Source organism: Achromobacter sp. NFACC18-2 (assembly GCF_900108985.1).
Classification (GTDB): Bacteria; Pseudomonadota; Gammaproteobacteria; order Burkholderiales; family Burkholderiaceae_B; genus Achromobacter.
In genome coordinates, this window is the sequence record NZ_FNYM01000021.1 from 38,777 (window position 1) to 64,020 (window position 25,244).

Consider the following 25,244-nt stretch of genomic DNA (forward strand, 5'->3'; position numbering starts at 1 on the left):
GGTTTCCTGGATCAAATCGGGCGGGCCTAGGCCGCGAGCGCGGGATCGTCGAGGCGGATGCAGGACACGTAATGGTCCGCGCTCACGCCCACGGCCGGCGGCACGGCGGCCGCGCAGGCCTCGATGGCGTGCGGGCATCGCGTGCGGAACACGCAGCCGGACGGCGGGTTCACCGGGCTGGGGATGTCGCCTTTCAGGAGGATACGCGAACGCGGGGCGCGCGGATCCGGCACGGGCGCGGCGGACAGCAGGGCGCGCGTGTAGGGGTGGCGGGGGCGGGCATAGACCTCGCGGGTCGGGCCGCGCTCCATGACGCGGCCCAGGTACATCACCACCACGTCGTCGCACAGGTAGTCCACCACCGCCAGGTCGTGGGCCACGAACAGCATGGTCAGCCCCAGGTCGCGCTGCAGGTCCTGCAGCAGGTTCAGCACCTGCGCCTGCACCGAGACGTCCAGCGCGGACACCGGCTCGTCGGCCACGATGAAATCCGGTTCCACCGCCAGCGCGCGCGCGATGCCGATGCGCTGGCGCTGGCCGCCGGAAAATTCATGCGGATAGCGGCGACGATGGTCGGCGTTCAGGCCGACGCGTTCCAGGAGTTCGCCGATCCGCTCGGCGCGGCGCTCGCGCGCCAGCTTGTGGGTGTCCAGCGCCTCGCCCAGGATCTCGGCCACCGTCATGCGCGGGTTGAGGCTGGCGTACGGGTCCTGGAACACGATCTGCATGCGGCGGCGCCACGGCAGCATCTGCTTTTCATTGAGCGTCGTGATGTCGTGCCCGTCGAACACGATGCGGCCGGCGGTGGGCGCGAACAGGCGCAGCAGGGCGCGGCCGGTCGTGGTCTTGCCGGACCCGGATTCGCCGACCAGGCCGACGATGGTGTTGCGGGGCACCTCGAAGCTCACCCCGTCCACCGCTCGGACCACGGGCGCGTGGCGCGACTGCGAGGTGGGGAAGTGGACCTTCAGGTCCTCGATGCGCACCAGCGGATCGCCGGCGCGCGGAGTCGGGTTGCTCGTCATATCGGAATCACCTTGATGCAGCGCGCGCGGTGTTCGGCCTGCACGGTCACCAGTTCGGGCACGGCGGCGCGGCAGTCGTCCGCGGCCAGCGGGCAGCGCGGCGCGAAGGTACAGCCCGCAGGCAGGGACAGCACGCTGGGCACGTTGCCGGGGATGGCGCGCAGGCGCTCGCCCGAGGCCAGCAGCGCGGCGGTCGGCAGGCAGGACAGCAGGCCGCGCGTGTAGGGATGCGTGGGCTTTTCAAAGAGGTCGTAGACCCCGGCGTCTTCCACCACGCGGCCGGCGTACATGACGGCCACGCGGTGCGCGATCTCGGCCACCACGCCCAGGTTGTGCGTGATGAACAGGATGCTCATGTTCATCTCGGCCTGCAGCCGGCGCAAGAGGTCCAGGATCTGCGCCTGCACCGTCACGTCCAGCGCCGTGGTGGGCTCGTCGGCGATCAGCACGGCCGGGTTGCAGGCCAGCGCCAGCGCGATCATCACGCGCTGGCGCATGCCGCCCGACATCTGGTGCGGGTATTCGTTGACGCGCCGGTCGGCCGCGGGAATCTCCACGCGCTCCAGCATCTCGCGGGCGCGCTTGAGCGCCGCGGCGTGCGAGCCGCCCTCGTGCTGCAGCACGGCCTCGGCGATCTGGTCGCCTACCGTGTACAGCGGGTTCAGGCTGGTCATGGGCTCCTGGAAGATCATGGCGATCTCGGCCCCGCGGATCCGCTGCAAGGTGGCGGGCGTGGCGCGGGCCAGGTCGTGCTGCGTGCCCTGGCGGTCGCGGAACAGGATACGGCCCGCCTCGATGCGGCCGGCCGGCTTGGGCAAGAGGCCCATGATGGACAGGCTGGTCACCGACTTGCCCGAACCGGACTCGCCGACGATGGCCAGGGTTTCGCCGCGGGCCAGGTCGAAGGTGACGCCGTCCACGGATTTGGCGATGCCGTCGCGGCTGTGGAACCAGGTCTTCAGCCCTTGCACGGACAGCACGATGTCTCGGGTGCTTGCCGTCATGTTTACAGCTCCTTGCGCAGGCGCGGATCGAGGACGTCGCGCAGGCCGTCGCCCACCAGTTGCAGCGACAGCACGGACAGCACGATGGCGATGCCGGGAAAGATCATGATCCAGTCCGCCGAGCCCATGTACTGCTGGCCGGCGTTGATCATGGTGCCCCAGGTCGGGATGTCGGGCGACACGCCCACGCCCAGGAACGACAGGCCCGCCTCGGCCAGGATCGCGTAGGCGAAGATGAACGTGCCCTGCACCAGAATCGGCGACACCAGGTTGCGCAGCACGTGCACGGTGACGATGCGCCAGGTGGGCACGCCCAGCGCGCGGGCGGCTTCCACGAAGGGCAGTTCGCGGATCACCAGCGTCGAGGCCCGGACGATGCGCGCCAGGCGCGGCGTGTAGACGATGCCCAGCGCGATCACCACGTTGACCAGCGACGGTCCCAGCGCCGCCACCAGCGAGATGGCCAGCAGGATGTCGGGGAACGCCATCATCGCGTCGATCAGCCGCGACACGAACTTGTCGGCGGTGCGGAAAAAGCCCGCGACCAGCCCCAACGCGATGCCCAGCACGCTGGACAGGATGACGACGGAAAAGCCCACCATCAGCGACAGGCGGCCGCCGTGGATCACGCGGCTGAACACGTCGCGCCCGAAGTCGTCGGTGCCGAACCAGTGCGCGGCGCCGGGCGCCTTCAGCCGGTTCATGATGGACAGCTTGAAGGGATCGTACGGGCTGATCCACGGCGCCAGCAGCGCGGCGACCGTGAGCACGACGATCACGATCAGGCTGATCAGCACCGTCTTGCGCGCCACGAGCAGGCGCAGGACTTGCCAGCGGTCGGCGCCGGCGCCGTTATGAGCGGAAGTTGCGATAGCCATTCTAGTAGCGCACCCGGGGATCGACCACCAGGTACAGCAGGTCGATGAGCAGATTGATCAGGACGTAGATCGCCGCAATGATGAGCAGCGCGCCCTGGATGACGGGATAGTCCCGGCGCAGCACGGCGGAGACCACCAGGCTGCCCACGCCGGGCAGGCCGAACACGGTTTCGGTCACGACCGCGCCGCTGATCAGCAGCGCCGTGGTCAGGCCCAGCACCGTCAGGATCGGGATCAGCGCGTTGCGCACCGCATGCTTCAGGATGACCTTGCGTTCGGGCAGCCCCTTGGCCCGCGCCGTGCGCACGTAGTCGTCGCGCAGCACATCCAGCATGCTGGCGCGGATGAAGCGGGTGATCAGCGCCGAATTCACCAGGCCCAGCACCACGGCCGGCAGGATCAGGTGCGACAGGCGCGTGGCCAGAGAGGCGTCCGGGCCGCCATAGCCGGCCACCGGCAGCCAGCCCAGCTTGACCGAGAACACCTGCATCAGCAGCAGCCCCAGCCAGAAGCTGGGCACGCTGGACGTGAACATCGAGAACGACAGCACCGACTGGTCCAGCGCGGTGCCCCGCTTGACCGCCGACAGAATCCCCACCGGCAGGGCGATGGCGCTGGCGATCAGCAGCGACATCAGCGTCAGCAGGATCGTCGGCTCGGCGCGGTCGGCCAGCGCCGACAGCACCGGCTTGTTCATGAAAATGGACTGGCCCAGGTCGCCTTGCAGCAGCTTGCCCAGCCAGGACACATACTGCACCGCCACGGGCTGGTCCAGCCCGAGCTGCGCGCGCAGCGCGGCGATGTCCTGCTGGCTGGCCTGCGGCCCCAGCATCACGGCGGCCGGGTCGCCGGGCGTGAGACGGATGATCACGAACACGATGGTCGCGACGATGAACATCACGGCCACCAGGCCGACCAGCCGGTTCAAGAGATAACGCAACACGGTGGAGTCCTAGAAGTCATTGCGCGGGCGCGAACGGATCGCGTGCGGGTGCCGGCGGCGGGCGGCAGGGGCCGCCCGCCGGGCCGGCGCTTACTTGGGCGCCTTCCAGGCGTTCCAGAAGTACGGCCACGGCACCGCCCGCGTGCCCTGCAGCGCGGGCGAGCGCGCGGCCTGCGCATTGAAGTCGCCGACCTTGATGAACGGCACCTCGTCATACACGGCCTGCTGCACGTCGGCCCAGCGCTTGACGCGCTCTTCCTGCGAACCGGCCTGGTTGAAGGCGTCCAGCACCTGGTTGCGGCGCGGCGTGTCCCACCAGCCCGGCGCGTCCTTGGACGGGAAGTCGATCAGCGCCGGCTCGGGCAGGAAGGGGCTGTGGGTGATGAAGATGTCCCACACGGCCGGATCCTGGCGGCGCTGCGTCAGCGTGGCCCAATCCACGACCTGCATGTCCACCGTGAAGCCCGCGGCCTTCAGGTACTCGGCGGCGACCAGCGCCATCTTGTAGTGGAACTCGTACTGCTGGCTGGTCAGGATGCGGATCTTGCGGTCCTGCACGTGGGCGCCGTCCACCAGTTTCTTGGCGGCCGCGGCGTCGCCCTTGTTGTAGACCTTGCCGCCCAGCGACGTGGCCCACGGATAGCCTTCCGGATACAGGTCGCCATTGAGCTTGTAGAAGTTCTTGTCGCCAAAGGCCGCGAACAGCATGTCCTCTTCGTTCAGGGCAAGCTGCACCGCCTGGCGCACGGCCTGGTTCGACATGATGCCCTGCTTGGTGTTGAGCACCAGGCGGGGCCAGCCGAAGGGCTTGAGCATGACGGGGTCCGAGCGGCCGTTCTTGAGCTTGGCCAGGGACTCCACGGGCAGCGAGTCGACGTAATCGAACTGGCCGGCCACGGCGCTTTCCACGCGGGTGTTGGCATTGCTGACCGGCACGAAGCGGATCTCGTCCAGGTATTGCTTGCGCGCGCCGCCGTAGCCGTCGGGTTCGCCTTCGCGCTGCTTGTAGCCGTCAAAGCGCACCAGTTGCACGTACTGGTCGGGCACGCGGGCCTTGAGCTGATAGGGGCCGGTGCCGATGAATTCGGTCAGGGCTGGCGCGATCTTGCCCTTGGGCATGACCACCGCGGCGCTGTTGTTCATGGCCAGCAGCGCAGTCAGCGGCGCATAGGGCTGCTTGAGCGTGATGCGGATCGTGTTCGCGTCAGGGGCTTCGATGTTCGCGATGATCTTGGCGGCCATCTTGCCGCGCGTGGCGGTCTCGGTCCAGCGCTTGAGCGACGCCAGCACGTCCGACGAATCCATCTTCGAGCCGTCATGGAACGTGATGCCCTGGCGCAGCGGGATCGTGTAGACCAGCCCGTCGGCGCTGACTTCCGGCATCTTGTCGGCCAGCAGCGGCGTCAGGTTCCACTTGGCGTCAAAGGTGTACAGCGTTTCGAAGAAGTGCTGGGTCAGGATGCCCACCAGGTCCGCAGTGCTGGTCATCGGATCCAGCGTGGGCGGTTCGCCGATGGTGGCGACGGAGATCGTGCCTCCCTTGACCGGCGTGGCACAGAGGGCGGGGGTCGACAAAGCGGTCAAGCCAATTGCGCCGGCCGCGAGCAGGCTTTTCAGCCCGCCGCCTCGCCGGGAGGGTCGGAAGTTCATGATTCTCTCTCCAGAGGGTCAGAAACAGGTTGTCTCGTGGTATCGGTTGAGCGCCGGGTGCCCTGGTGCTGCGGGTCCCCTTGGGGCCAGGCGCGGTGCCGCGGGCAGGGGGACTAGAAAAAGGTTTCGGCCACGCCGGTGACGCCGTATTGCTCGTCCACCAGCAGGACCTGACGCCACTTGTCGAACGTCAGGCAGGGATGGGAGATGTCGAAGGCGATCATGTCGCCCACCTGGATGTCGTCGGACTCGCCGACCTGCATGAAGGCGTGCTGGTCCATCATGGCGGACAGCTTCCAGTGGCCGGGCGCGGCGCCGGGCTGCGGCTGGCCGGGCCGGTACACGAGGGCGGGCGTGGGCAGGCCCGCGTCGAAGGCGGCGTCGCGCTTGCCCAGGGCGATGATGGCGCGTCCCGGTTCGGGCAGGGACTGCACGTAGGCCCAGACCTGCAGGGCGGGCTGCAGGCCGGGCTCCATCTTGCGCGCCACCGGGTTCTGCGCGTTGATGCGTTCGGCCGCCGTGCGGTAGATGCCCACGTCGTGCGACAGGTAGCAGCCCGGACGCAGCACCACTTCCAGCGGTCCGCCGATGTCCAGTTGCGAGAATTCCTCGGCCACGACGTCAAACCACGCCGAGCCCGCGCCGGAGATCAGGGCCGGGCCGTGCTTGCGCAGCCGGCCGGCCGCGGCCAGCCCGCGCAGCGCGTCGGTGGCGCGGCGCAGGAACGCGCGGATGGCGCCTTCCTCCTGCAGCACACCCTCGTAGACTTCAATGCCGGCCAGCGCCAGGCCGGGCCAGCGGGCGATCTCGTCGGCCACCGCCTGCAACTGCGCCTCGTCGCGCACGCCGGTGCGCCCGCCCGCCGGGCCCAGTTCGATCAGGACCGGCAGCACCAGCCCCTGTTCGCCAAAAAAGCGGCCAAGCTGCGCGGCATTGGCGGCCGAATCCACGATGCAGAAGAACGTGAAGGCCGGGTCCTGCAGGAGGCGGGCGATGATGGCCATGTTGGCGCGGCCCACCAGCTGGTTGGCCATCAGCACCCGGCGCACGCCGTGCTGATAGGCCGCCAGGACCTGCGGCGCGGTCGCCAGGGTGATGCCCCACGCGCCGTTGTCGATCTGGCGCTTGAAGAGGGCCGGGCTCATCGTCGTCTTGCCGTGGGGTGCCAGCCTGACGTGATAGGCCTCCATGAACTGCTGCATCCACTGCAGGTTATGGCGCATGCGGGCTTCGTACAGCACGGCCACGGGCAGGCTCACGTCCTCGGCCAGCAGATTCCAGTTCAGCGCCGCCACGTCGGCGGTGGTACAGGACTCGGGGAACGCGCCCAGGCCTTTGCCGTTCACATCCAGAAGCGCTGCGGGGGAGGAGGAATTGGTCATGGCGGTCGCCCGATTTGGAAATTATTTACGTGTCTCGTGATTTTTTTAATTATCGTGAAAGAAATTTTCAAGCGGGAGCTAGGAGTTTCCCGTAGCCGGCGCCGCGCCGACGATGGGAAAATAGGTCCATGCCGCGCGCCGCCCAGGCGCGCCCGTGCCCCAACCAAGGAAAAGCCATGCTGAAAGTCGCCCTGGGCCAGTTCGCCGTCAGCCGCGTCTGGGAAGAGAATGCGCAGGTCTGCGTCGACCTGATGGAACGCGCGCGCGCCGGCGGAGCCGGCCTGCTGGTCCTGCCCGAAGGCATCCTGGCCCGCGACATCACCGATCCGCAGATCGTGCTGAAGGCGGCGCAGCCGCTGGATGGCCCGTTCATCACCCGCCTCGTGGAGGCCAGCCGCGGCTCGGACCTGGCGACCATGATGTGCGTCCACGTCCCGGCGGGCGACGGGCGGGTGTGGAACACGCTGGTCACGATCCGCGACGGCCAGATCCTGTCGCAATACCGCAAGCTGCATCTGTACGATGCCTTCACCATGAAGGAATCCACCAACGTCACCCCCGGCGCCGAGATTCCGCCGCTGCTGGACATCGCCGGCCTGCGCGTGGGTCTCATGACCTGCTATGACGTGCGCTTTCCCGAATTGGCGCGCCGCCTGGCGCTGGATGGCGCGGACCTGCTGGTGCTGCCCGCCGCCTGGGTGCGCGGCCCGCTCAAGGAAATGCACTGGGAGGTGCTGGTCACGGCGCGTGCGCTGGAGAACACCTGCTACGTGGCGGCCACCGGCGAATGCGGCGAACGCAACATCGGCTGCAGCATGGTGGTGGACCCCCTGGGCGTGGTGACGGCCCGGGCCGGCGAAGCGCCCGCGCTGGTGTTTGCCGACATCGACCCCGAACGCCTCGCCCATGCCCGCAAGGTGTTGCCCGTGCTGGCCAACCGGCGTTTCGCGCCGCCGGAACTGGCGTAGGGCCGGCCAAGTCCGCCATTCCGTGGGGGAAGGCTGGAACGGCGCGCGATGCGCGGCGTCGGCCCCGGGGCCGCACGGCAGGGGCGCCGGCGCGCGGCATGGTGTAATGCGGACTTGAAATCCTTGCTGTTTCCCTTCATCTGCTGCCAATGAGCAACGATCTCTTCGCGGCCGATCCTGCGCATCGGCCCTACGTGCCCCTGGCCGAACGCCTGCGTCCGCGCACCCTGTCCGACGTCGTCGGCCAATCGCACCTGCTGGGCGCCGACAAGCCCCTGCGCGTCGCCTTCGAGTCCGGCCGTCCGCACTCCATGATCTTCTGGGGGCCGCCCGGCGTGGGCAAGACCACGCTCGCGCGCCTGATGGCCGACGGCTTCGATGCGCAGTTCATCGCCATTTCGGCTGTGCTGGGCGGCGTCAAGGACATCCGCGACGCCGTGACCGTGGCGCAGGTGGCGCAAGGGCAGGGCCGCCGCACGATCCTCTTCGTCGACGAGGTCCATCGTTTCAACAAGGCCCAGCAGGATGCTTTCCTGCCCTATGTGGAAAGCGGCCTGTTCACGTTCATCGGCGCCACCACCGAGAATCCGTCGTTCGAGGTCAACTCCGCGTTGTTGTCGCGGGCGCGCGTCTATGTCCTGCAATCGCTGACCGCCGAGGAACTGCAGCTGCTTGTCGACCGCGCCGTGCAGGCGCTCAACGAAGGGCTGGAGGCCGGCGAGGCCATCCGCATCGAACCCGACGCCCGCGAGCAGCTTGCCGCCTGGGCCGACGGCGATGCGCGCCGCCTGATCAGCGCGGTGGAAGTCGTGGCCGAATCGGCGCAGGCCGCGGGCCGCGATACCGTTGACGCCGCCTGGCTGGAGATCTCGCTGTCGCAGAACCTGCGGCGCTTCGACAAGGGCGGCGACGCCTTCTACGACCAGATCAGCGCGCTGCACAAATCGGTGCGCGGCTCCAACCCCGATGCCGCGCTCTACTGGTTCTGCCGCATGATCGACGGCGGCGCCGATCCCAAATACCTGTCGCGCCGCCTGGTGCGGATGGCGGTCGAAGACATCGGCCTGGCCGACCCGCGCGCCACCGACCTGGCGGTCAACGGCGCCGACATCTACGAACGTCTCGGGTCGCCCGAAGGCGAGCTCGCGCTGGCGCAGGCGGTGGTCTACATGGCGTGCGCGGCCAAATCCAACGCCGTCTACAACGCCTACAACCAGGCCCGCAAATTCGCCGCGGAACACGGCAGCGCACCGGTGCCCATCCACCTGCGCAACGCGCCGACCAAATTGATGAAGCAACTGGGCCACGGCAAGGCCTATCGTTACGCGCACGACGAGCCCCACGGCTACGCCGCGGGCGAGCAATATTTCCCGGATGGACTCAAGCCTTCCTTCTATCGGCCGACCGATCGCGGCCTGGAGGCTAAAATCCAGCAGAAGCTGGCATTCCTGCGCGAGCTGGACGCGCAGGAACGTGCCAAGAACCGGTGACGGGCAAGCCCCGTCGCCTCTCGCAACCTCACCGACCTCACCATGCTAGACCCGATACTGCTGCGCAAAGACCTGCAAACCGTCGTGGACCGCCTCAAGACCCGCGGCGTCGCCTTCGACACGGAACGGTTCAACGACCTGGAGTCTCGCCGCAAGGCCGTCCAGACCGAGACCGAATCCCTGCAAGCCCGCCGCAATGCGCTGGCCAAGCAGATCGGCCAATTGAAGGCCAAGGGCGAGGACGCCAGCGCCGTCATGGCGGAATCCCAGGCCGTGCCCGAGCGCCTGAAGCAGCTCGAAGAAGAGCTGGCCGCCCTGCAGCAGCCCCTCAATGACCTGCTCATGTCGGTGCCGAACCTGCCGCACGCCAGCGTGCCGCTGGGCGAGTCCGCCGACGACAACGTCGAGGTCCGCCGCTGGCTGCCCGCCGAGGCCGGTCCCGACGGCAATCCGCCCGCGCTGGGCTTCGAGCCGCGCGATCACGTCGCGCTGGGCGAACCGCTGGGCCTGGATTTCGACATGGCTGCCAAGCTGTCGGGCGCGCGCTTCTCGTTCATGCGGGGTCCCATCGCCCGGCTGCACCGCGCGCTGGCCCAGTTCATGCTGGACCTGCAGACCGGCACGCACGGCTATACCGAGTGCTACACCCCGTATATCGTCAACGCGTCGACGCTGTTCGGCACGGGGCAGCTCCCCAAGTTCAAGGACGACATGTTCGCGGTCTCCAAGGGCGGCGGCGATGACGATCCCAAGGTCGACGACCAGGGCAAGCCGTATGTGCGCGAAGACCAGTACCTGATCTCCACGTCCGAAATCACGCTGACCAGCGTGGCCAGCGGCGCCATCCAGGCTGCCGCCGACCTGCCGCTCAAGCTGACGGCCCACACCCCGTGCTTCCGCTCCGAAGCCGGCAGCGGCGGCCGCGACACGCGCGGCATGATCCGCCAGCATCAGTTCGACAAGGTCGAAATGGTGCAGATCACGCAGCCGGACCAGTCGTACGAGGCCCTCGAGGAAATGGTCGGCCACGCCGAGCGCGTGCTGCAACTGCTGAACCTGCCCTACCGCGTCGTGCTGCTGTGCACGGGCGACATGGGGTTCGGCTCGGCCAAGACCTACGACCTGGAAGTGTGGCTGCCGGCCCAGAACACGTGGCGCGAAATCTCGTCGGTCTCCAATTGCGAAACCTTCCAGGCCCGCCGCATGCAGGCCCGTTTCCGCAACGCGCAAGGCAAGCCGGAATACGTGCACACGTTGAACGGTTCGGGATTGGCCGTGGGCCGCGCGCTGGTCGCCGTGCTGGAAAACCACCAGCAGGCCGACGGCAGCGTGCTGATTCCCGAAGCGCTGCAGCCTTATATGGGCGGTCTGACGGTGCTCAAGCCCTGATAACCGCGCCGTGTCCATCGGCCATATGGCCGATAAAAAGACGGAGCCTTCGGGCTCCGTTTTTTTTTATCATTGCGACATAATCCTGTCGCTTTGGAACGCTATTCTGCTCGCGTGAGTGCTTGATTTTTGATGTGAGCAATTGTGTATTTGCCATAAAAGGGCCGGATAGTTACGGCACAATACACCGGCGTTCTACACGCTTCATTCACTTATATAACAAGGAGTTGTCCATGACTTCAAGAATGATTGGAGATTTTCGTGTGAGATGCTCTGTGGCCAAGGAAGACGAGCAAGGCTACCGCGTGCAAATATGGACGCGCCGTATCGGCGGAACCGCACCGGAAAAATGCTGGACCGTGCCGGGACAGGCGCCGTTCGCAGACTTGCACGAAGCAGAACAGGAAAGCCGTCACTTGTTCCAGGGTATCAATGGTGTGCGTTTCAACGGTGAACCGGAGTTTGCTCATGCGTCCGCATAATGGCTGGTGGCGGGCGTCGAGTGCGCCCCGTCGATGGATCGATCTCGTTCAGGAATCACCGCGCTGGGCCGATGACAAGGCCAAGCAGGTGCCGCAGCAACCGGCTCCGCTGGCCGTTAAACCCGTCCAGGCTCCCGCAGCCTGACAGGTCAAGCGCCGGGGCACCGGACATTGCCCCCACGAAAAAAAGGCCACTCATCGAGTGGCCTTTTTTTGTTCCCGCGGGATTGCGCGGGTTCAGTCGTCGCGTCCGTGTCCATGACCGCGGCCGCGGTAATGGCCGTGACCATGCTTGGGCCCGTGATAATGCCCGCGATCATAATAGCGGCCGCCGCGGTAATACACCGGCGCCGGATAAACCACGGGCGGCGCCACGTAGACAGGCGCGGGCCGGTAATAGACGGGCGGCGGCGGCACGTAGACCGGCTGCGGCGCGACATAAACGGGCGCCGGGTAGACGACGCCCGGGATGCCGATGGAGATGCCGACGTCCACGCGCGCCATGGCGACGCTGGAGATCAGCAGACCCGCGGCACCCACACTTGCGATAAGCCATTTTTTCATCTTGCACCTGCCTACTGCCTGACGCAGCAAAGTTGAGTATTCGTTGACGCTATTTTCGGCGGTTTGCGCCAGCTATTCGTAAGCAACGCGGGCGCAATGGCGACAATCCGCAACCGGACCCCATTTCAAATGCAAGCAGTTGCTGCGCTGCGGCAGCGGGCGCCCGCTCTGGCGGATCCGGTATTGAAGTCGATTGAAATAGCCTGGAATGTGCTGAAGCGGGGCGCCTGGGTTACATGTCGTCACTATGTGCGCGCCGTCTTGGGTGACGCATGTTGCGGCCGCGCCCCGGCGGTTCACGCGTCCGCGGATTCGTAGGGCACGGATTGGCGATATTCGACCACCCATACCCACGGATTCGCGGCCCAGGCGTGGGCTCCGTAGCGCTCACACCACATCAGGGCAAACGCGGTCTGCAGCGGCACGCCGGGCAATAGCGCCGAACTCTGATAGAGGGCGTGCGTACCTTCGGCACGCGCGTCGGCTTCGGTCAGGTGCTGCAGGCGCTGGATGCGCACGCCCACCACGACGGCGGTGGCAAATGGGGTGCCCGCTTCGTCGGTCAGGATGATGGTTTCGCCGGATTTTCCGTAGGGGCAGCGCACCCAGCTGGAGGTCTTGCGCAATTCGGAAGGATTATCGGGCGAGGGGCCCATGGCCACCCACCTGCCTGAATCCGCGGCGTCCGCATACCAGACCGTGGTGAACTTGGACGGCTGCGGCTTCAGGATGCGCCGGCTCTGCACCTTGGCGCCATCCAGGATGGCCTTTTTAAGCGGTTCGCTAAACTGAAGTGACTGCCGTTTCATGTGCTAGCTGTTTCCCTCGCGATCAACGCTTGCGCGCCTCTTGCTGTTGTGGCCGGGGCCGGCACCTGCCATCTGCCAGAGGTTTATTCAAGCTCTGCAGAAGGAGTATGACGTGTCACGACCTGACTGTCAGGATGCCGCCTCGGGAGTGTTGTCTTTTTGAAAACGGCGAGGCGTTATTTGTATACTCGACGCATGACTACTGACCTGCACGATCTCAAGCCCGGTTACTACTGGTACACCATGGCCAATGACCCGTTGGCCGTCATCCATATACATGAGGATGGCGGCGCCACGCTCATGGGCACCGACTATCGCATCGGCGCCGAAGGCGTGGCCGACATGGTCCGGCAAGGCGAACGCTTCTTCTGGATCGAGCCGCCCCAAGTCTGATGGCGGATCTGCTCCTGACGAACGTCCGCACGCCGCAAGGCGAGGCCGTCGACGTTCTGGTGCGCGGCGGCCGCATCCTGCAAGTGGGCCCGGGACTCGAAGCCGACCCCGCCGTCGCGCGGGAAGACGGCGGCGGCGCATTGCTGCTGCCGGCTTTCATCGAAGGGCACACCCACCTGGACAAGACGACCTGGGGCTCGGCCTGGTACGTCAACAAGGTCGGACCGTCGCTCACCGACCGCATCGACAACGAGCGCAAGTGGCGTGCCGACACCGGCCACGATGCCGCGAGCCATTCGCGCGCCCTGGCCTTGGCCTTCCTGCGCGCGGGCGCCACCCGCATCCGCACCCACGTCGACATCGACACCGAGGCCGGCCTGAAACACCTGGACGGCGTGCATGCCACGCGCCAGGAACTGGCTGGCCGCGTAGAGATCCAGACCGTGGCCTTTCCGCAGTCCGGCCTGTTGGCGCGCCCGGGCACGGCGGAGTTGCTGGACAGGGCGCTCGCGGAAGGGGCCGATGTGCTCGGCGGGCTGGACCCGTGCGCCATCGACCGCGATCCCGTGAAATCCCTGGACGTCCTCTTCGGGCTGGCCGACAGGCACGGCAAGCCCCTGGACATCCATCTGCACGAGCCCGGCGAACTGGGCGCCTTTACCCTTGAATTGATTCTGGATCGCATCCAGTCGCTGGACATGAAGGGCAAGGTCGTCATCAGCCATGCCTTTTGCCTGGGCGGGGTCGACGCCCGGCGGCTGGATGGCCTGCTGCGCCGGCTTGCGCTGCTGGATGTGGCGTTGCTGACCACCGCGCCGGCGTCCCGGCCGGTGCCGGCGGTGCGCGCCTGCCGCGAGGCGGGGGTGACGATTTTCGGCGGCAATGACGGCATCCGGGATACCTGGACACCGTATGGCAGTCCCGACATGCTGGAGCGCGCGGCCTTGATCGGCCTGCGCAACGACCTGCGCCGCGACGATGAAATCGAATGGGCGTTCGATTGCGTGACCGGCGCCGCCGCCCGCGCCTGCGGGTTTGCGGACTATGGCCTGGCGCCCGGCGCGCGCGCCGACTTCGTGCTGGTCGATGCCGGCTGCATCGCGCAGGCCGTGGTGCAGCGCCCGCCCCGGCGCCTTGTGGTGTCAGGCGGCAAGGTCGTGGCGCGCAACGGCGAAGACGCCATCGCCTAGCGGTTCCGCGTCCCGCCCGCTCATCCCAGGCCGAGCTGCGACTCGGCCAATTCCACGAACGCCCGCATCAATTCCGACCGCACTCCCGACCGGAGCCAGATGGCGCCCACCGTGCGCACCGGGCAGGGCGCGGGCAGCGGCCAGCGCTTCACGTGCGCCGGCGGCGTGCCGGTGCTGGCCCAGTCGGGCAGCAACGCCACGCCCAGCCCCTCGGACACCAGCTTGGCAATGGACTCGATGCCGTCCAGTTCAAACCGGACCCGGGGCCGCAGGCTGCGCGCGCGCAGGTAGTCATCGGCCATCTTGCCGCCCACCACGCTGCGGTCATAGCAGATGTAGGGTTCGCGCGCGATGACGGCCAGCGGATCATCCACCTTCATGTCAGCCGGTGTGACGAGCACCAGCGGTTCGTGCCGCAGATCGCGCCATGCGCAGGTCTTGGGAATGGCAAACAGCGGATGCACCAGCAGCGCGCCGTCCAGTTCGCCCGACAGCACCTTGCTGTAGAGCAGCGTGGTGGGCGCGGGCTCGATATAGATTTCGATGCCCGGGTGGCGCGCCGCCCAGGTGCGCAGCACGGGCGGCATGATGCCGGTCAGCGCGGTGGGCGTGGCGCCTAGCCGCAACGGGCCGGCCGGCAGGTCGGTCTCCGAGGCGGCCGAACGCAGGTCGCGCACGTCGCGCAGGATGGCCCGCGCGCGTTCCAGGATGCGCACGCCGGCCGGCGTGGGCTTGACCGTGCGCCCCGAGCGCGCGATCAGCGCGCTGCCCACGTCCGCCTCCAGCGCGCGCAGCCGCTGCTGCACGGTGGCTGGCGTCAAACCCTGGTGCCTGGCGGCCTGGGCGATGGAACCCAGCTCCACCACGTGCACATACGTTTGCAGAAAGCGCGAGTCCACGGCGGGCTGTCTCCTTAAAAGATGTTTTTTCCATATTCTAAAGATGCATGAAGATAATTGTTGTTTTCTTTGGCGGCGGGAAGAATACGTCCAGGCGATCAGGCAGCGCACGGCGCGCCGGTCGGCCCTGTCGACTTCACTGCTACCAAGGAGCCCCCCGTGCCCATCATTGAATCCATAGACGTATGCGCCGCGGCGGTGCCTCTGGATAAAGTCACCTCGTTTTCCAACCGCACCGTGTCCACGCGCCACTACGGCCTGGTCAAGGTGCGCTCGACCGACGGCGTCGAGGGCATCGGGTTTTGCTACGTCGGCAGCGCCGGCGGCGCCATCTTCGAGGCGGCCGTCCAGAGCCTGCTGGGCCCGGTGCTGCTCGGCAAGGACTCGCACGCGGTCGAAGGACTGTGGCAGGCCATGTACCAGGAGGCGTTGCTGCAGGGCCGCCAGGGCACGGTGATGCGCGCGCTGAGCGCGCTGGACATCGCGCTGTGGGACCTGAACGCCAAGACGGCGGGCTTGCCGCTGCACAAGTTCCTGGGCGCGGTCGAGCTTGAATCCGTGCCGGCCTATGCCAGCGGCGGCTATTATCTCGATGGCAAGACCCCGCAGCACCTGGGCGAGGAAATGGCCAGCTATGTGGAAAAGGGCTTTGGCGCCGTCAAGATGAAAACCGGCCGCCTCACGCCGCGCGAAGAAGAAGCGCGCCTGAAGGCCGCGCGCGAGGCCGTGGGGCCGGACGTCGATCTGATGATGGACTGCAATAACGCCTGGCAGGACGTGACGCAGGCCATGCAATACATCCGCCGCTTCGAGCAGTACGAACCGTATTTCATCGAAGAGCCCTTCGGCCCCGACGATATCGACAGCCACGCCAAGCTGGCGCGCCTGACGCACCTGCCCATCGCCACCGCCGAGATCGGCTACGGCCGCTGGTATCACAAGGAGTTGCTGGACAAGGGCGCCGCCGGCATCCTGCAGACGGACGCCGCGGTCTGCGGCGGCATCACCGAATGGAAGCGCATTGCCGCCACCGCGGCCAGCTACGGCGTGGTGGTGTGCCCGCACTGGTTCCACGACGTGCACGCGCCCCTGGTCGCGGCCACGCCCAACGCGCGCTATGTCGAATTCTTCTGGGACGACCAGGTGCTGAACTTCCGCAAGCTGGTCGACCGCCAACTGTCCCACAAGCAGGGCCGCGTGATCCTGCACCAGGAACCGGGGCTGGGCTTCGGCTTTGATGAGCGCATGGTCGACCGCTACGGCAAGTGGACGCGCGTCGCCCGCTGACCGGGAAGCAAGGCACGCGCATCGCGCGTGCCCGCAGGTGTCGTGCAGCAGTCCTGCATCCAGGCCGCGACAGATGGCCGGATGCAACCGAAGGAGGCAGTGTCTACATAACCCGATGCCGGCCCTTGGACCGGCGCGCGAGGAGACAACAATGCAACGTAGGCAATTCATGACCGGCGCCGCGGCGCTGGGGGCGGCGCTCGTGCTGCCGGCGGCGGCGCGGGCGCAGGACATGCCGGCGGGGCCGGTGAAGATCGTGGTTGGCTTTCCCGCGGGCGGGGGCACCGATGTGCTGGCCCGGCTGCTGGGCCAGAAGCTGGGGGTGTTGTGGAACCTGCCCGTCATCGTGGAAAACCGCGCGGGCGCGGCCGGCGTTATCGCGGCCGAGCAGGTCGCCCGCCAGCCCAACGACGGCAATACCTTGCTGATGGCGCACGTGAATAGCCACGGCATCGCGCCGGGGCTGCAGCCCAATCTGGGGTATTCGGTGGACAGGGACTTCACGCCGATCGCCCTGGTCGGCAAGACGCCCACCATCCTGATCGGGGGCGCTGGCCAGCCGGCAAAGACTCTGCCCGAACTCGTCCAGCTTTGCCGCGCGCAGCCGGGCAAGATCGTGTTCGGTTCCGCGGGCAGCGGATCGGCGCAGCATCTGGCGCTGGAAATCTTCAAGGCGCGCGCGGGCATCGACGTGCTGCACGTGCCGTACAAGGGATCGGCGCCGCTGATGAACGACCTGCTGGGCGGGCATGTGCAGTACTGCTTCGAGGGCATGACGACCGCCACGCCGCTGATCCAGTCGGGCAAGGTCGTCGCCCTGGCGCAGACGCTGCAGCAGCGCTCCAAGAGCCACCCCAACGTGCCGACGGTGGCGGAGCAGGGCTATCCGGGTTTCGAGGCCAGCATCTGGTTCGGCATGGTGGGCCCTGGCGGAATGCCCCCCGGCATGGTCCAGCGCATGAGCCGCGACATCGACCAGGTCCTGGCGATGGCCGACGTGCAGCAGAAGCTGGCGCAGGTGGGCGCGGAAGACGGCGGCGGGGGCGCGCAGCGCTTTGCCGACTTCATGAAGAACGAGCAGAAGAAGTACGCAAAAACGATCCAGGACGCGAAGATCGTCGCGCAGGGGTGATGTTTTCCCGGTGTCTGGCACCGGGAAAGCTGGCCTTCCTCAGCGGCCTCCCTCAGCGCGCCTCCCTCAGCGGGCCTCCGGGTCCACCCAGCCCGCCGTGGCCGAGATCGAGCGGGCCTTCTCGCTGAGCAGCCGGGCGGTGTCGGACTCCAGGTCGTCATCCACGGCGCCCACCGGCCCCATCAGCGTGATGGCCGCCTTCATTTCGCCGAGCATGTCGAAGATGGGCGCTGACAGCGACGTGAAGTGAGGCAGCAGCGCGTGGCGGCAACGGCTGATGTGGTGCTTGCGCACTTCGTCGCGGATGGCCTGCACGTCCGCCATCGTGTAGGCGTTGCCCGCGGTCCCGCCGTGGCTTTCCGGCACCGACGAGGCCATTTCCTGTTCCAGCAGTTCACGGGTCAGTGCATCCGGCAGGTGCGCGAGGAAGTTGCGGCCCAGCGCCGACGACAGCAGGGGCATCACCGTGCCCACGCGCAACTCCAGCAAGGGCCGGCTGCGGCTGCCTTCGACGCGATAGACGATGGTCGGCCCCTTGTTGCCCCACACCCCCAGGAACACGGTATGCCCGGTGGCCGCGGCCACCTCGGCCATGATGGGCCGGGCCGTCGTGAACACGTCGAACTGTTCCAGGGCGGCCAACCCCAGCCGCAGCGCGTAGGGGCCCAGGCCATAGTGGCCGGTGTCGGCATGCTGCTGCACCACGCCCACCTTCTGGAAACTCACGAGGTAATAGTGGACGTTGGGGACCGTCAGTTCACAGGCGTCTGCGATTTCCTTCAGGGGCAGCGGGCGGCCGGCCTTGCGGATCACGTCCAGGATCCGGAACCCCACCTCGATCGATTGGATGCCCCTGCGCGCCGTGGCCGGCGCCTGTTCCGAATTCTTTTCAGCCTTGCCGGCGGGCCTTGCCATTGCTGCCTCCACTGTGTTTGTGGCGGCAGTGTAGCAGCGGCTTTTGCCGGCTTTGCCGCGCCGCGCCGGGTTTCCCCTAGCTTTTTCCAGCCCCGTTTTAAGTTTGATAATAGTTAATGCATACAGCAGTATCAATCTAAAACGACAGGGGAAAGCAAGCATGGAAGCAAATGTCGCACTGCCCAGGCTCGACGCCGGGCCTACGCTGAGCCGCAAGGAAGAACGCCAGGTCGTGGTCGCCTCGACCCTGGGCACGCTGTTCGAGTGGTATGACTTTTTCATCTACGGAACGCTGGCCGTCTTCATGAGCCAGGTTCTCTTCCCGCAGGACAACCCGACGGTCGCGCTGCTGGCCGCCCTGGGCGCGCTGGCGGTGGGCTTCATCATCCGGCCGCTGGGCGCGGTGATGTTCGGCTACCTGGGCGACAAGCTGGGACGTAAATACACGTTCCTTATCACGGTCGTGATGATGGGCGGGGCCACGGTGCTGATCGGATGCCTGCCCACCTACCAGTCGGCGGGCCACCTGTCGTGGATCCTGCTGCTGACGCTGCGCGTGGTGCAGGGCCTGGCCGTGGGCGGCGAATACGGCGGCGCCGTGATCTACGTCGCCGAGCACTGCGAGCCCAGGCGCCGGGGGCTGCTGACCGGCTGGATCCAGATCACCTCGTCGGCCGGCCTGATCCTGTCGCTGGTGGTGATCCTGTGCGTGCAGGCGTCGATGAGCGCCGAGGACTTCCGCCAGTGGGGATGGCGCCTGCCGTTCATCCTGTCCATCGTCATGCTGGCCATTTCGATCTACGTGCGCGCCAAGCTGCACGAGTCGCCGGTCTTCACGCGCATGAAGCAGCAGAACCGCCTGTCCAAGAACCCGGTCAAGGAAACGTTCGGCCAATGGCCCAGCCTGCGCCTCGTGCTGCTGGCGCTGATCGGCGTCACCGCCGGGCAGGGCGCGACCTACTTCACCGGCCAGTTCTACGTCATGATCTTCCTGCAGCAGGCCGCGCAGCTCGACCAGACCACTGTCTACACGCTGATCCTGATCGGCTTCATCATCGGTGCGCCGACCTTCGTGCTGTTTGGCTGGCTGTCCGACAAGATCGGCCGCAAGTGGATCATGATGGCGGGCCTGTTCATCGGCGCCGTGGGCTACCACGCCATGTTCGACGTCCTGCTCAGCGCCGGCAACCCGGCGCTGGCGCAGGCCATGCAGACAACGCCCGTCCGTGTGCATGCTGACACCCGTGGCGGCGCGTGCGACTTCGGGCTGCAGGCGGCCATGATCGGCAGCCACGCCGACCACAAGAAGGTCTGCGTGCAGGCCAAGAAATTCCTGGTCGGCAAGGGCATCAACTTCGAATACGCCGCGCCGATTCCGGGGCAGGAGATCGCGATGAGCGTGGGCGGCGTCACGGTCAACGGCTTTGACCGGGCCGGCTACGCCAAGGCGCTGGCCGCGGCGGGCTACCCCGACAAGGCGGACCCCGCGCGCATCGACCGCGCCACCATCATCCTGATCCTGGTGCTCATGACCGCCGTCGTCGCCATGGTGTATGGACCGGTCGCGTCCTATCTGGTCGAATTGTTCCCCGCGCGCATCCGCTACACCGCGCTGTCGTTCCCGTATCACATCGGCGCCGGCATATTTGGCGGTATCGTCCCCTTTACCGCCACCTACCTGGCGCAGGCCAGCGGCAATATCTTCGGCGGCCTGATGTATCCGGTGACGGTGATGGTGATCGTGGGCATCATCGGCAGCCTGCTGCTGCCCAACACGCGCGCCCGGGCCATCGACGAAGACCCGGCCCATTAACGAAAAAAGCAGAATTCCGAGACAAGCGAGCAGACACATGTCCGAGCAAAAAACCTTCAAGGCCGCCGTCATCCAGGCGGCGTCCATTCCCACCGACAGCGTGGCCTGCGCCCGCAAGGCGGCTTCGCTGATCCGCCAGGCGGCCGAGCAGGGCGCCCGCGTGCAGGTGTTCCCGGAGGCCTTCCTGGGCGGCTATCCCAAGGGCAATTCCTTCGGCGCGCCCATCGGCATGCGCAAGCCCGAGGGCCGCGACGCGTTCGCCAGCTACCACCAGCAGGCCATCCGGCTGGACGGCGAGGAGGTCGCGCTGGTGGCGCAGGCCGCGGCCGACACCGGCAGCGTCGTCGTCATGGGCTGCATCGAGGCCGACGGCGGCACGCTGTATTGCACCGTGCTGTACTTCAACGGCCAGGAAGGCCTGGCCGGCAAGCACCGCAAGCTGATGCCCACCGCCGGCGAACGCCTGATCTGGGGCTTTGGCGACGGCTCGACCATGCCCGTCATCGACACGCCCTACGGCAAGATCGGCGCCGTCATCTGCTGGGAAAACTACATGCCCATGCTGCGCATGTATATGTACAGCCAGGGGGTGGCGCTGTACTGCGCGCCCACGGCCGACGATCGCGACACCTGGCTGCCCAGCATGCGCCACATCGCGCTGGAAGGCCGCTGCTACGTGCTGACGGCCTGCCAGCACCTGCGCCGCAGCGCCTACCCCGAGGACTTCGAATGCGCGCTGGGCGACGCGCCGGACACGGTGCTGATGCGCGGCGGCAGCGCCATCATCGGCCCGCTGGGCGAGGTGCTGGCCGGCCCGGACTTCTCGGACGAGACCATCCTGTACGCCGACATCGACCCCCACCAGATCCTGCGCGGCAAATACGATTTCGACGTCTCCGGGCACTACGCTCGCCCCGACGTCTTCCAGCTGCAGGTCGACACCCGCGAAAAGCGCGCGGTGTCGGCGGTCGGCGCCGCCGCGCCGCAGCAGGAGGCCTGATCGATGCATTTTGATTTCAGCGCCTTGCCGGCGCAGACGGTCTACAACATCCTCACTTCGACCGTCACGCCGCGTCCGATTGCCTGGGTCACCACGCTGTCGGACAAAGGCGTCGTCAACGCGGCGCCGTTCAGCTTCTTCAACGTGATGGGGCACCAGCCGCCCACCGTCGCCATCGGCCTGATGCGCCATCCCGACGGAGATTTCAAGGACACCGGCGCAAACATCATCGAGAACGGCGAATTCGTGGTGAACCTGGTGCCCGAGTCGCTGGTGCGCGAAATGAACCAGACCTGCGCCGACTATCCGGCCGACGTCGACGAATTGGCGGCGGCGGGCCTGACGGCGCTGCCGGCCACGCACGTGCGCCCGCCCCGCATCCAGGGCAGTCCCGTGTCGCTGGAGTGTGTCAGCCAGGCAACGGTCGTGACCGGTCCGCGGCAGATTGTCGTCATCGGACGGGTGCTGGGCGCGCACGTGGACGACGCCTGCGTGCGCGACGCCGAACGTGGCCACGTGGACACGCCGGCGCTGGGTTTGATCGCCCGCATGCACGGCGGCGGCTGGTATGCGCGCAGCACGGACACGTTCCAGCTTGCGCGGCCGACCTCGCCGACGTAGGCGGTTGGCGGCCTGCGGGCCGCCATTTTCTGCCGCCGGCAGCGGCTTTTTTACAACGTTGCCGGCGTGCCGGGCGCAATGCGTAGAGCTTGCGTCAATAAGGTCCCCACTTCGCCAGATGTCCCCTAAATCCGGGCTGCTAGCATCCGTTGGACCGTCGCGGGAACCCTCGAAACCGAACTCCCCGACGGCATTTCTCAGACACAACGGACACCTTTATTGGGGGCGGATAACCAGGGGCTTGCGAGCATCTGGCTTGAATTGGCGGCGGCGCAATCCCGCCGCCGAGGCATCCGCCCGAGCACGCATTCACACTCGCCCTGGAAGCCGCCGGAGGCAGTATGAAAAACATGAAGCTTGGAACCCGCCTGGCGGGTGGTTTCGCGATCCTGCTGGCCATGATCATGGTCATGAGCATCGTCGGGCTGGTCAGCCTGGCCAACATCAACGACTCGGTCGAAACGCTGACGCAGCGCTCCCTGACCAAGGAACGCCTGATCAACGACTGGGCGCGCAATATCCATTCCGGCGTGACCCGCACCACCGCGATCGCCAAGAGCGCCGACGCCAGCCTGGCGGGCTTTTTCGCCGAGGAAGCGGCGGCGTCGACCCGCAATTCGTCGGCCTTGCAGAAAAGCATCGAGCCGCTGATCGAAACCGACGAGGAAAAGGCGCTGTGGCAAGGCATAAGCAAGGCGCGCGGCGACTACCTGCGCACCCGCGACGGCATCTTCAAGGCCAAGCAGGAAGGCAACGTGGACGCCGCCAACAAGATCTTCACCCAGGAATTCCTGCCGGCGACGCGCCAGTTCATCGACCAGATCACGCGCCTGTCTGATCTGCAGCGCGCCGACATCGACGCCCGGGCCACGGAGATCGAAGCCTCGTACGGCGCCGCGAACCTCTGGATGATCGTCATCGGTTCGATTGCCGTCGTGAGCGGCCTGCTGCTGGCCGTGCTGCTGACGCGCAGCATCACCCGTCCGCTGTCCGACGCCGTGCGCGTGGCGCGCACCGTGGCCGCCAACGACCTGACCAGCACCATCGTCGTGACGTCCCGCGACGAGATCGGGCAGTTGCTGCGGGCGCTGGAAACCATGAACGCCAATCTGGCGGGCACCGTCGCCCGGATCCGGACCGGCGTGGACAGCATCGCGTCCGCCTCCAGCGAGATCGCGGCCGGCAATACCGACCTGTCCACCCGCACCGAGCAGCAGGCCGCGTCGCTCGAAGAGACCGCCGCCTCCATGGAGCAGTTGTCGTCCACCGTCAAGCAGAACGCCGACAGCGCCAAGCAGGCCAACCAGCTCGCCGCGGCGGCCTCCGAAACCGCCTCGCGCGGCGGCGCCACCGTGTCGGAGGTCGTGAGCACCATGAACGCCATCTCCGCCAGCTCGGTGAAGATTTCCGACATCGTGTCCGTCATCGACGGCATCGCGTTCCAGACCAACATCCTGGCATTGAACGCCGCCGTGGAAGCCGCGCGGGCCGGCGAGCAGGGCAAGGGCTTCGCCGTCGTGGCGGCCGAGGTGCGCACGCTCGCGCAGCGCAGCGCGCAGGCGGCCAAGGAAATCAAGATCCTGATCGAAGACACCGTCCAGAAGATCGGGCAGGGTTCGGGCAGCGCCGAACGCGCCGGCACGACCATGCAGGAAATCGTCAGCTCGGTGCAGCGCGTGACCGACATCATGGGCGAGATCGCCGCGGCGTCGGCCGAACAGGCCGACGGCATCGAACAGGTCAACCGCGCCGTCTCGCAGATGGACGAAGTCACGCAGCAGAACGCGGCGCTGGTGGAAGAAGCCGCGGCCGCCGCGGGTTCGATGCAGGATCAATCGGCGGAACTGACGCGGGCGGTCAGCGCGTTCAGGCTGCCGGGGGCGGGGCACGGGGGCGCGCAGGATGGTGCGCGGCGGTCCACAGCGGCGCTTCAACTGGCGGCGTATTGAGACTGTGCGGGCAGGCCGGGAATAGGGCAGCAACGTCCTGCCCGGCGCTGCGCATCAACTTGCTGCACAGCCTTGGGCGATTCGCGTTGATCCCATTCCGTTCATGGTGATGCGATCATTTGTCGGCGCCAGCCCGTACCCGGCTGCGAGCACGAGCGCGTTCTTCCGCGGCCGAGCCGGCGGGCTGTTGGGAGGCTTGGTTCGCTTGACTCGACGCCGGATTTGGCACGGGCGGCGGGCTGGGTGCCTGGAACGTGCTCGCCAACGGGTGTTCCGCCATCGCGCTACGCCGCAGCACCAATGCCGCCACATCGCTATCAGGACATTCCTTGAGCGCCCGCGACCCAATAAAGCGCAATGCGCCTTGGCGGTCGCGGCTCATGGCCGCGTCGATGTCTCCGGGCGTCTTGTCGTACCAGAATGAGTACGTCACATAGCCCTTTTTTCCACCGGTGGTGAGCGAGGGGCCATAGGTGCACTGAATGGTTTGCTGCCCGCCATTTCCTGCGTTGGTCATCCATCCATATAGCTCCCCCTCCACCCGCCCATAGAAATCTCCTGGGTAGACTTGATTCAATTCCATCTTGAAGAGACGAGCCCCGCCGTCCGGCATGACGGCATCCTTGATCTCCTGGGCGATGGCTGCCTGGGCGCGTTGCGCTTCCCCCGTGCCGCCATTGATCTCCTGGCGATCGCGCAGCTGCTTGTACTGTTGATAAAGGGGCTCATTAGCCTGCAGGGCCTCCTGCAAGCGGCCAGGCTGGATTACCGCGACGGCGATTTGCCCGTCACGCGGCGCTCCCAGCGAAGCGCGTACCCCTCGCACCCAAGCTTCGAATGCGGGCCGGCCATCGGATGGGATGCCGTTGTCCAGCGGACCGCCGGTAATGCCGTCCAATCCTCGGGCGATGGCGAGGCTACGCTCGGAAAATCCCTCGTTCAGAAACTGGATGAGAAAGGCGATGTCTTTCTCCAGCAGCAGGCCGGCAAAATCAGCCTCGGCTTTCGCCCGCGCTTGAGGCGTCTGTGCGGTATCAAGGAAAGCACGGCGGGCGTGGGCGATACGGAGGTTGAACTTGGCCTTGTCGAGGGTGGCTTGCTGCTGAGCGGCCAGGACATTGGCAACCTCGTGCCGAACGATGTCCCCAATGGTGACTTTCCCGATCCAAACCGTCGTTTGAGCGTTAGCCGACGACAGGGTGGCAATGGCGAGGGCAAAGGCAATGAGATGCCCCCAGCGTCGGCTGCGGCGCGCGGCATTGCGATGCCGCTTGCCACCAATGATGTCGGCGGGATGGGGGCTCAACAGATTGGAAGTAACCATCCGGCCAACTCCTGGTTGGATTGGGTGCTCTCAGACGCAGGGGCTTGCGGCGCAGGCGCTTGCGATGCAGGGGCTTGCAATGCAGGGGTCTGTCATACCGCTTGTGAAGCTGCTTGTGAAACTGCCTGTCAGGCAGC

Annotated in this window: 23 protein-coding genes; 12 read left to right on the forward strand and 11 right to left on the reverse strand. The window is 66.8% G+C overall.

Annotated features, from left to right (window positions below; genetic code table 11):
* Positions 1-26 precede the first annotated feature (26 nt).
* The 6 genes from BMW75_RS25595 to BMW75_RS25620 form a co-directional block, all read right to left on the reverse strand.
* The gene (locus BMW75_RS25595; protein WP_092582386.1) at positions 27-1,025 is read right to left on the reverse strand and encodes an ABC transporter ATP-binding protein; all 999 of its coding nucleotides are present in this window, start codon (positions 1,023-1,025) and stop codon (positions 27-29) included.
* On the reverse strand, positions 1,022-2,029 hold the full coding sequence (locus tag BMW75_RS25600; RefSeq protein WP_092582387.1) for an ABC transporter ATP-binding protein: 1,008 nt from the start codon (positions 2,027-2,029) through the stop codon (positions 1,022-1,024). The genes BMW75_RS25595 and BMW75_RS25600 overlap by 4 nt, the downstream gene beginning before the upstream one ends.
* A gap of 2 nt (positions 2,030-2,031) precedes the next feature.
* On the reverse strand, positions 2,032-2,907 hold the full coding sequence (locus BMW75_RS25605) for an ABC transporter permease (protein WP_092582388.1): 876 nt from the start codon (positions 2,905-2,907) through the stop codon (positions 2,032-2,034).
* Between the two features lies 1 nt (position 2,908).
* Positions 2,909-3,850, reverse strand: coding sequence for an ABC transporter permease (locus BMW75_RS25610; protein ID WP_092582389.1), 942 nt, complete (start codon positions 3,848-3,850; stop codon positions 2,909-2,911).
* Positions 3,851-3,940: 90 nt separating this feature from the next.
* Positions 3,941-5,500, reverse strand: coding sequence for an ABC transporter substrate-binding protein (locus BMW75_RS25615; protein WP_092582390.1), 1,560 nt, complete (start codon positions 5,498-5,500; stop codon positions 3,941-3,943).
* Positions 5,501-5,613: 113 nt separating this feature from the next.
* A complete protein-coding gene (locus tag BMW75_RS25620) occupies positions 5,614-6,882 on the reverse strand; it encodes an amino acid deaminase (protein ID WP_092582391.1) in 1,269 nt (422 codons plus the stop codon).
* Positions 6,883-7,058: 176 nt separating this feature from the next.
* Here BMW75_RS25620 and BMW75_RS25625 point away from each other — a divergent pair, with 176 nt between their 5' ends.
* From BMW75_RS25625 to BMW75_RS25640, 4 genes are all read left to right on the forward strand, one after another.
* Positions 7,059-7,850 carry a deaminated glutathione amidase gene (locus BMW75_RS25625; RefSeq protein ID WP_092582392.1) on the forward strand — a complete coding sequence of 264 codons (792 nt, stop codon included), beginning with the start codon at positions 7,059-7,061 and terminating at the stop codon, positions 7,848-7,850.
* 149 nt (positions 7,851-7,999) lie between these two features.
* The gene (locus BMW75_RS25630) at positions 8,000-9,340 is read left to right on the forward strand and encodes a replication-associated recombination protein A (RefSeq protein WP_076519126.1); all 1,341 of its coding nucleotides are present in this window, start codon (positions 8,000-8,002) and stop codon (positions 9,338-9,340) included.
* 42 nt (positions 9,341-9,382) lie between these two features.
* Complete coding sequence (gene serS, locus BMW75_RS25635; protein WP_076519127.1) at positions 9,383-10,729, forward strand: serine--tRNA ligase; 1,347 nt, start codon at positions 9,383-9,385, stop codon at positions 10,727-10,729.
* A gap of 233 nt (positions 10,730-10,962) precedes the next feature.
* On the forward strand, positions 10,963-11,211 hold the full coding sequence (locus tag BMW75_RS25640) for a hypothetical protein (protein WP_083714258.1): 249 nt from the start codon (positions 10,963-10,965) through the stop codon (positions 11,209-11,211).
* A gap of 237 nt (positions 11,212-11,448) precedes the next feature.
* Here the strand turns inward: BMW75_RS25640 and BMW75_RS25645 are convergent, their stop codons facing one another.
* Both BMW75_RS25645 and BMW75_RS25650 read right to left on the reverse strand, forming a co-directional pair.
* A complete protein-coding gene (locus BMW75_RS25645; protein WP_076519129.1) occupies positions 11,449-11,775 on the reverse strand; it encodes a virulence factor in 327 nt (108 codons plus the stop codon).
* Between the two features lie 296 nt (positions 11,776-12,071).
* Positions 12,072-12,584: an ASCH domain-containing protein gene (locus BMW75_RS25650; RefSeq protein ID WP_092582393.1), complete on the reverse strand. Its 513-nt coding sequence runs from the start codon at positions 12,582-12,584 to the stop codon at positions 12,072-12,074.
* Positions 12,585-12,779: 195 nt separating this feature from the next.
* On the opposite strand from BMW75_RS25650, the gene BMW75_RS25655 reads away from it, so the two are divergent.
* Together BMW75_RS25655 and BMW75_RS25660 are read left to right on the forward strand one after the other, a co-directional pair.
* Positions 12,780-12,977, forward strand: a complete 198-nt coding sequence (locus BMW75_RS25655; protein WP_076519131.1) for a hypothetical protein — start codon at positions 12,780-12,782, stop codon at positions 12,975-12,977.
* Entirely contained in the window at positions 12,977-14,167 is a 1,191-nt protein-coding gene (locus BMW75_RS25660; protein ID WP_092582394.1) for an amidohydrolase family protein, read from the forward strand. The genes BMW75_RS25655 and BMW75_RS25660 overlap by 1 nt, the downstream gene beginning before the upstream one ends.
* 20 nt (positions 14,168-14,187) lie before the next feature.
* Here BMW75_RS25660 and BMW75_RS25665 read toward each other — a convergent pair whose 3' ends face one another.
* Entirely contained in the window at positions 14,188-15,066 is an 879-nt protein-coding gene (locus BMW75_RS25665; protein ID WP_092582395.1) for a LysR family transcriptional regulator, read from the reverse strand.
* Positions 15,067-15,225: 159 nt separating this feature from the next.
* On the opposite strand from BMW75_RS25665, the gene BMW75_RS25670 reads away from it, so the two are divergent.
* Together BMW75_RS25670 and BMW75_RS25675 are read left to right on the forward strand one after the other, a co-directional pair.
* Complete coding sequence (locus BMW75_RS25670) at positions 15,226-16,353, forward strand: mandelate racemase/muconate lactonizing enzyme family protein (RefSeq protein ID WP_092582396.1); 1,128 nt, start codon at positions 15,226-15,228, stop codon at positions 16,351-16,353.
* 151 nt (positions 16,354-16,504) lie between these two features.
* Positions 16,505-17,485: a Bug family tripartite tricarboxylate transporter substrate binding protein gene (locus BMW75_RS25675; protein ID WP_092582397.1), complete on the forward strand. Its 981-nt coding sequence runs from the start codon at positions 16,505-16,507 to the stop codon at positions 17,483-17,485.
* 66 nt (positions 17,486-17,551) lie between these two features.
* Here the strand turns inward: BMW75_RS25675 and BMW75_RS25680 are convergent, their stop codons facing one another.
* Entirely contained in the window at positions 17,552-18,400 is an 849-nt protein-coding gene (locus BMW75_RS25680; protein WP_076519136.1) for an IclR family transcriptional regulator, read from the reverse strand.
* Between the two features lie 160 nt (positions 18,401-18,560).
* Between BMW75_RS25680 and BMW75_RS25685 the strand changes: the two genes are divergently transcribed.
* From BMW75_RS25685 to BMW75_RS25700, 4 genes are all read left to right on the forward strand, one after another.
* Positions 18,561-20,213, forward strand: coding sequence for an MFS transporter (locus BMW75_RS25685; RefSeq protein ID WP_092582398.1), 1,653 nt, complete (start codon positions 18,561-18,563; stop codon positions 20,211-20,213).
* A gap of 37 nt (positions 20,214-20,250) precedes the next feature.
* The gene (locus BMW75_RS25690; protein ID WP_092582399.1) at positions 20,251-21,213 is read left to right on the forward strand and encodes a carbon-nitrogen hydrolase family protein; all 963 of its coding nucleotides are present in this window, start codon (positions 20,251-20,253) and stop codon (positions 21,211-21,213) included.
* Between the two features lie 3 nt (positions 21,214-21,216).
* A complete protein-coding gene (locus BMW75_RS25695) occupies positions 21,217-21,834 on the forward strand; it encodes a flavin reductase family protein (RefSeq protein WP_076519139.1) in 618 nt (205 codons plus the stop codon).
* 350 nt (positions 21,835-22,184) lie between these two features.
* Positions 22,185-23,783 carry a methyl-accepting chemotaxis protein gene (locus BMW75_RS25700; protein ID WP_371467647.1) on the forward strand — a complete coding sequence of 533 codons (1,599 nt, stop codon included), beginning with the start codon at positions 22,185-22,187 and terminating at the stop codon, positions 23,781-23,783.
* Between the two features lie 115 nt (positions 23,784-23,898).
* On the opposite strand, the gene BMW75_RS25705 is transcribed toward BMW75_RS25700, so the two are convergent.
* Positions 23,899-25,107, reverse strand: coding sequence for a hypothetical protein (locus tag BMW75_RS25705; protein WP_092582401.1), 1,209 nt, complete (start codon positions 25,105-25,107; stop codon positions 23,899-23,901).
* Positions 25,108-25,244 lie beyond the last annotated feature (137 nt).

Coding starts and splice junctions, on each gene's coding strand:
- BMW75_RS25595 (WP_092582386.1), bottom strand. CDS start 1,025: ATGACGAGCAACCCGACTCCGCGCGCCGGCGATCCGCTGGTGCGCATC.
- BMW75_RS25600 (WP_092582387.1), bottom strand. CDS start 2,029: ATGACGGCAAGCACCCGAGACATCGTGCTGTCCGTGCAAGGGCTGAAG.
- BMW75_RS25605 (WP_092582388.1), bottom strand. CDS start 2,907: ATGGCTATCGCAACTTCCGCTCATAACGGCGCCGGCGCCGACCGCTGG.
- BMW75_RS25615 (WP_092582390.1), bottom strand. CDS start 5,500: ATGAACTTCCGACCCTCCCGGCGAGGCGGCGGGCTGAAAAGCCTGCTC.
- BMW75_RS25620 (WP_092582391.1), bottom strand. CDS start 6,882: ATGACCAATTCCTCCTCCCCCGCAGCGCTTCTGGATGTGAACGGCAAA.
- BMW75_RS25625 (WP_092582392.1), top strand. CDS start 7,059: ATGCTGAAAGTCGCCCTGGGCCAGTTCGCCGTCAGCCGCGTCTGGGAA.
- BMW75_RS25630 (WP_076519126.1), top strand. CDS start 8,000: ATGAGCAACGATCTCTTCGCGGCCGATCCTGCGCATCGGCCCTACGTG.
- serS (WP_076519127.1), top strand. CDS start 9,383: ATGCTAGACCCGATACTGCTGCGCAAAGACCTGCAAACCGTCGTGGAC.
- BMW75_RS25640 (WP_083714258.1), top strand. CDS start 10,963: ATGACTTCAAGAATGATTGGAGATTTTCGTGTGAGATGCTCTGTGGCC.
- BMW75_RS25645 (WP_076519129.1), bottom strand. CDS start 11,775: ATGAAAAAATGGCTTATCGCAAGTGTGGGTGCCGCGGGTCTGCTGATC.
- BMW75_RS25650 (WP_092582393.1), bottom strand. CDS start 12,584: ATGAAACGGCAGTCACTTCAGTTTAGCGAACCGCTTAAAAAGGCCATC.
- BMW75_RS25655 (WP_076519131.1), top strand. CDS start 12,780: ATGACTACTGACCTGCACGATCTCAAGCCCGGTTACTACTGGTACACC.
- BMW75_RS25660 (WP_092582394.1), top strand. CDS start 12,977: ATGGCGGATCTGCTCCTGACGAACGTCCGCACGCCGCAAGGCGAGGCC.
- BMW75_RS25675 (WP_092582397.1), top strand. CDS start 16,505: ATGCAACGTAGGCAATTCATGACCGGCGCCGCGGCGCTGGGGGCGGCG.
- BMW75_RS25680 (WP_076519136.1), bottom strand. CDS start 18,400: ATGGCAAGGCCCGCCGGCAAGGCTGAAAAGAATTCGGAACAGGCGCCG.
- BMW75_RS25685 (WP_092582398.1), top strand. CDS start 18,561: ATGGAAGCAAATGTCGCACTGCCCAGGCTCGACGCCGGGCCTACGCTG.
- BMW75_RS25690 (WP_092582399.1), top strand. CDS start 20,251: ATGTCCGAGCAAAAAACCTTCAAGGCCGCCGTCATCCAGGCGGCGTCC.
- BMW75_RS25695 (WP_076519139.1), top strand. CDS start 21,217: ATGCATTTTGATTTCAGCGCCTTGCCGGCGCAGACGGTCTACAACATC.
- BMW75_RS25700 (WP_371467647.1), top strand. CDS start 22,185: ATGAAGCTTGGAACCCGCCTGGCGGGTGGTTTCGCGATCCTGCTGGCC.
- BMW75_RS25705 (WP_092582401.1), bottom strand. CDS start 25,107: ATGGTTACTTCCAATCTGTTGAGCCCCCATCCCGCCGACATCATTGGT.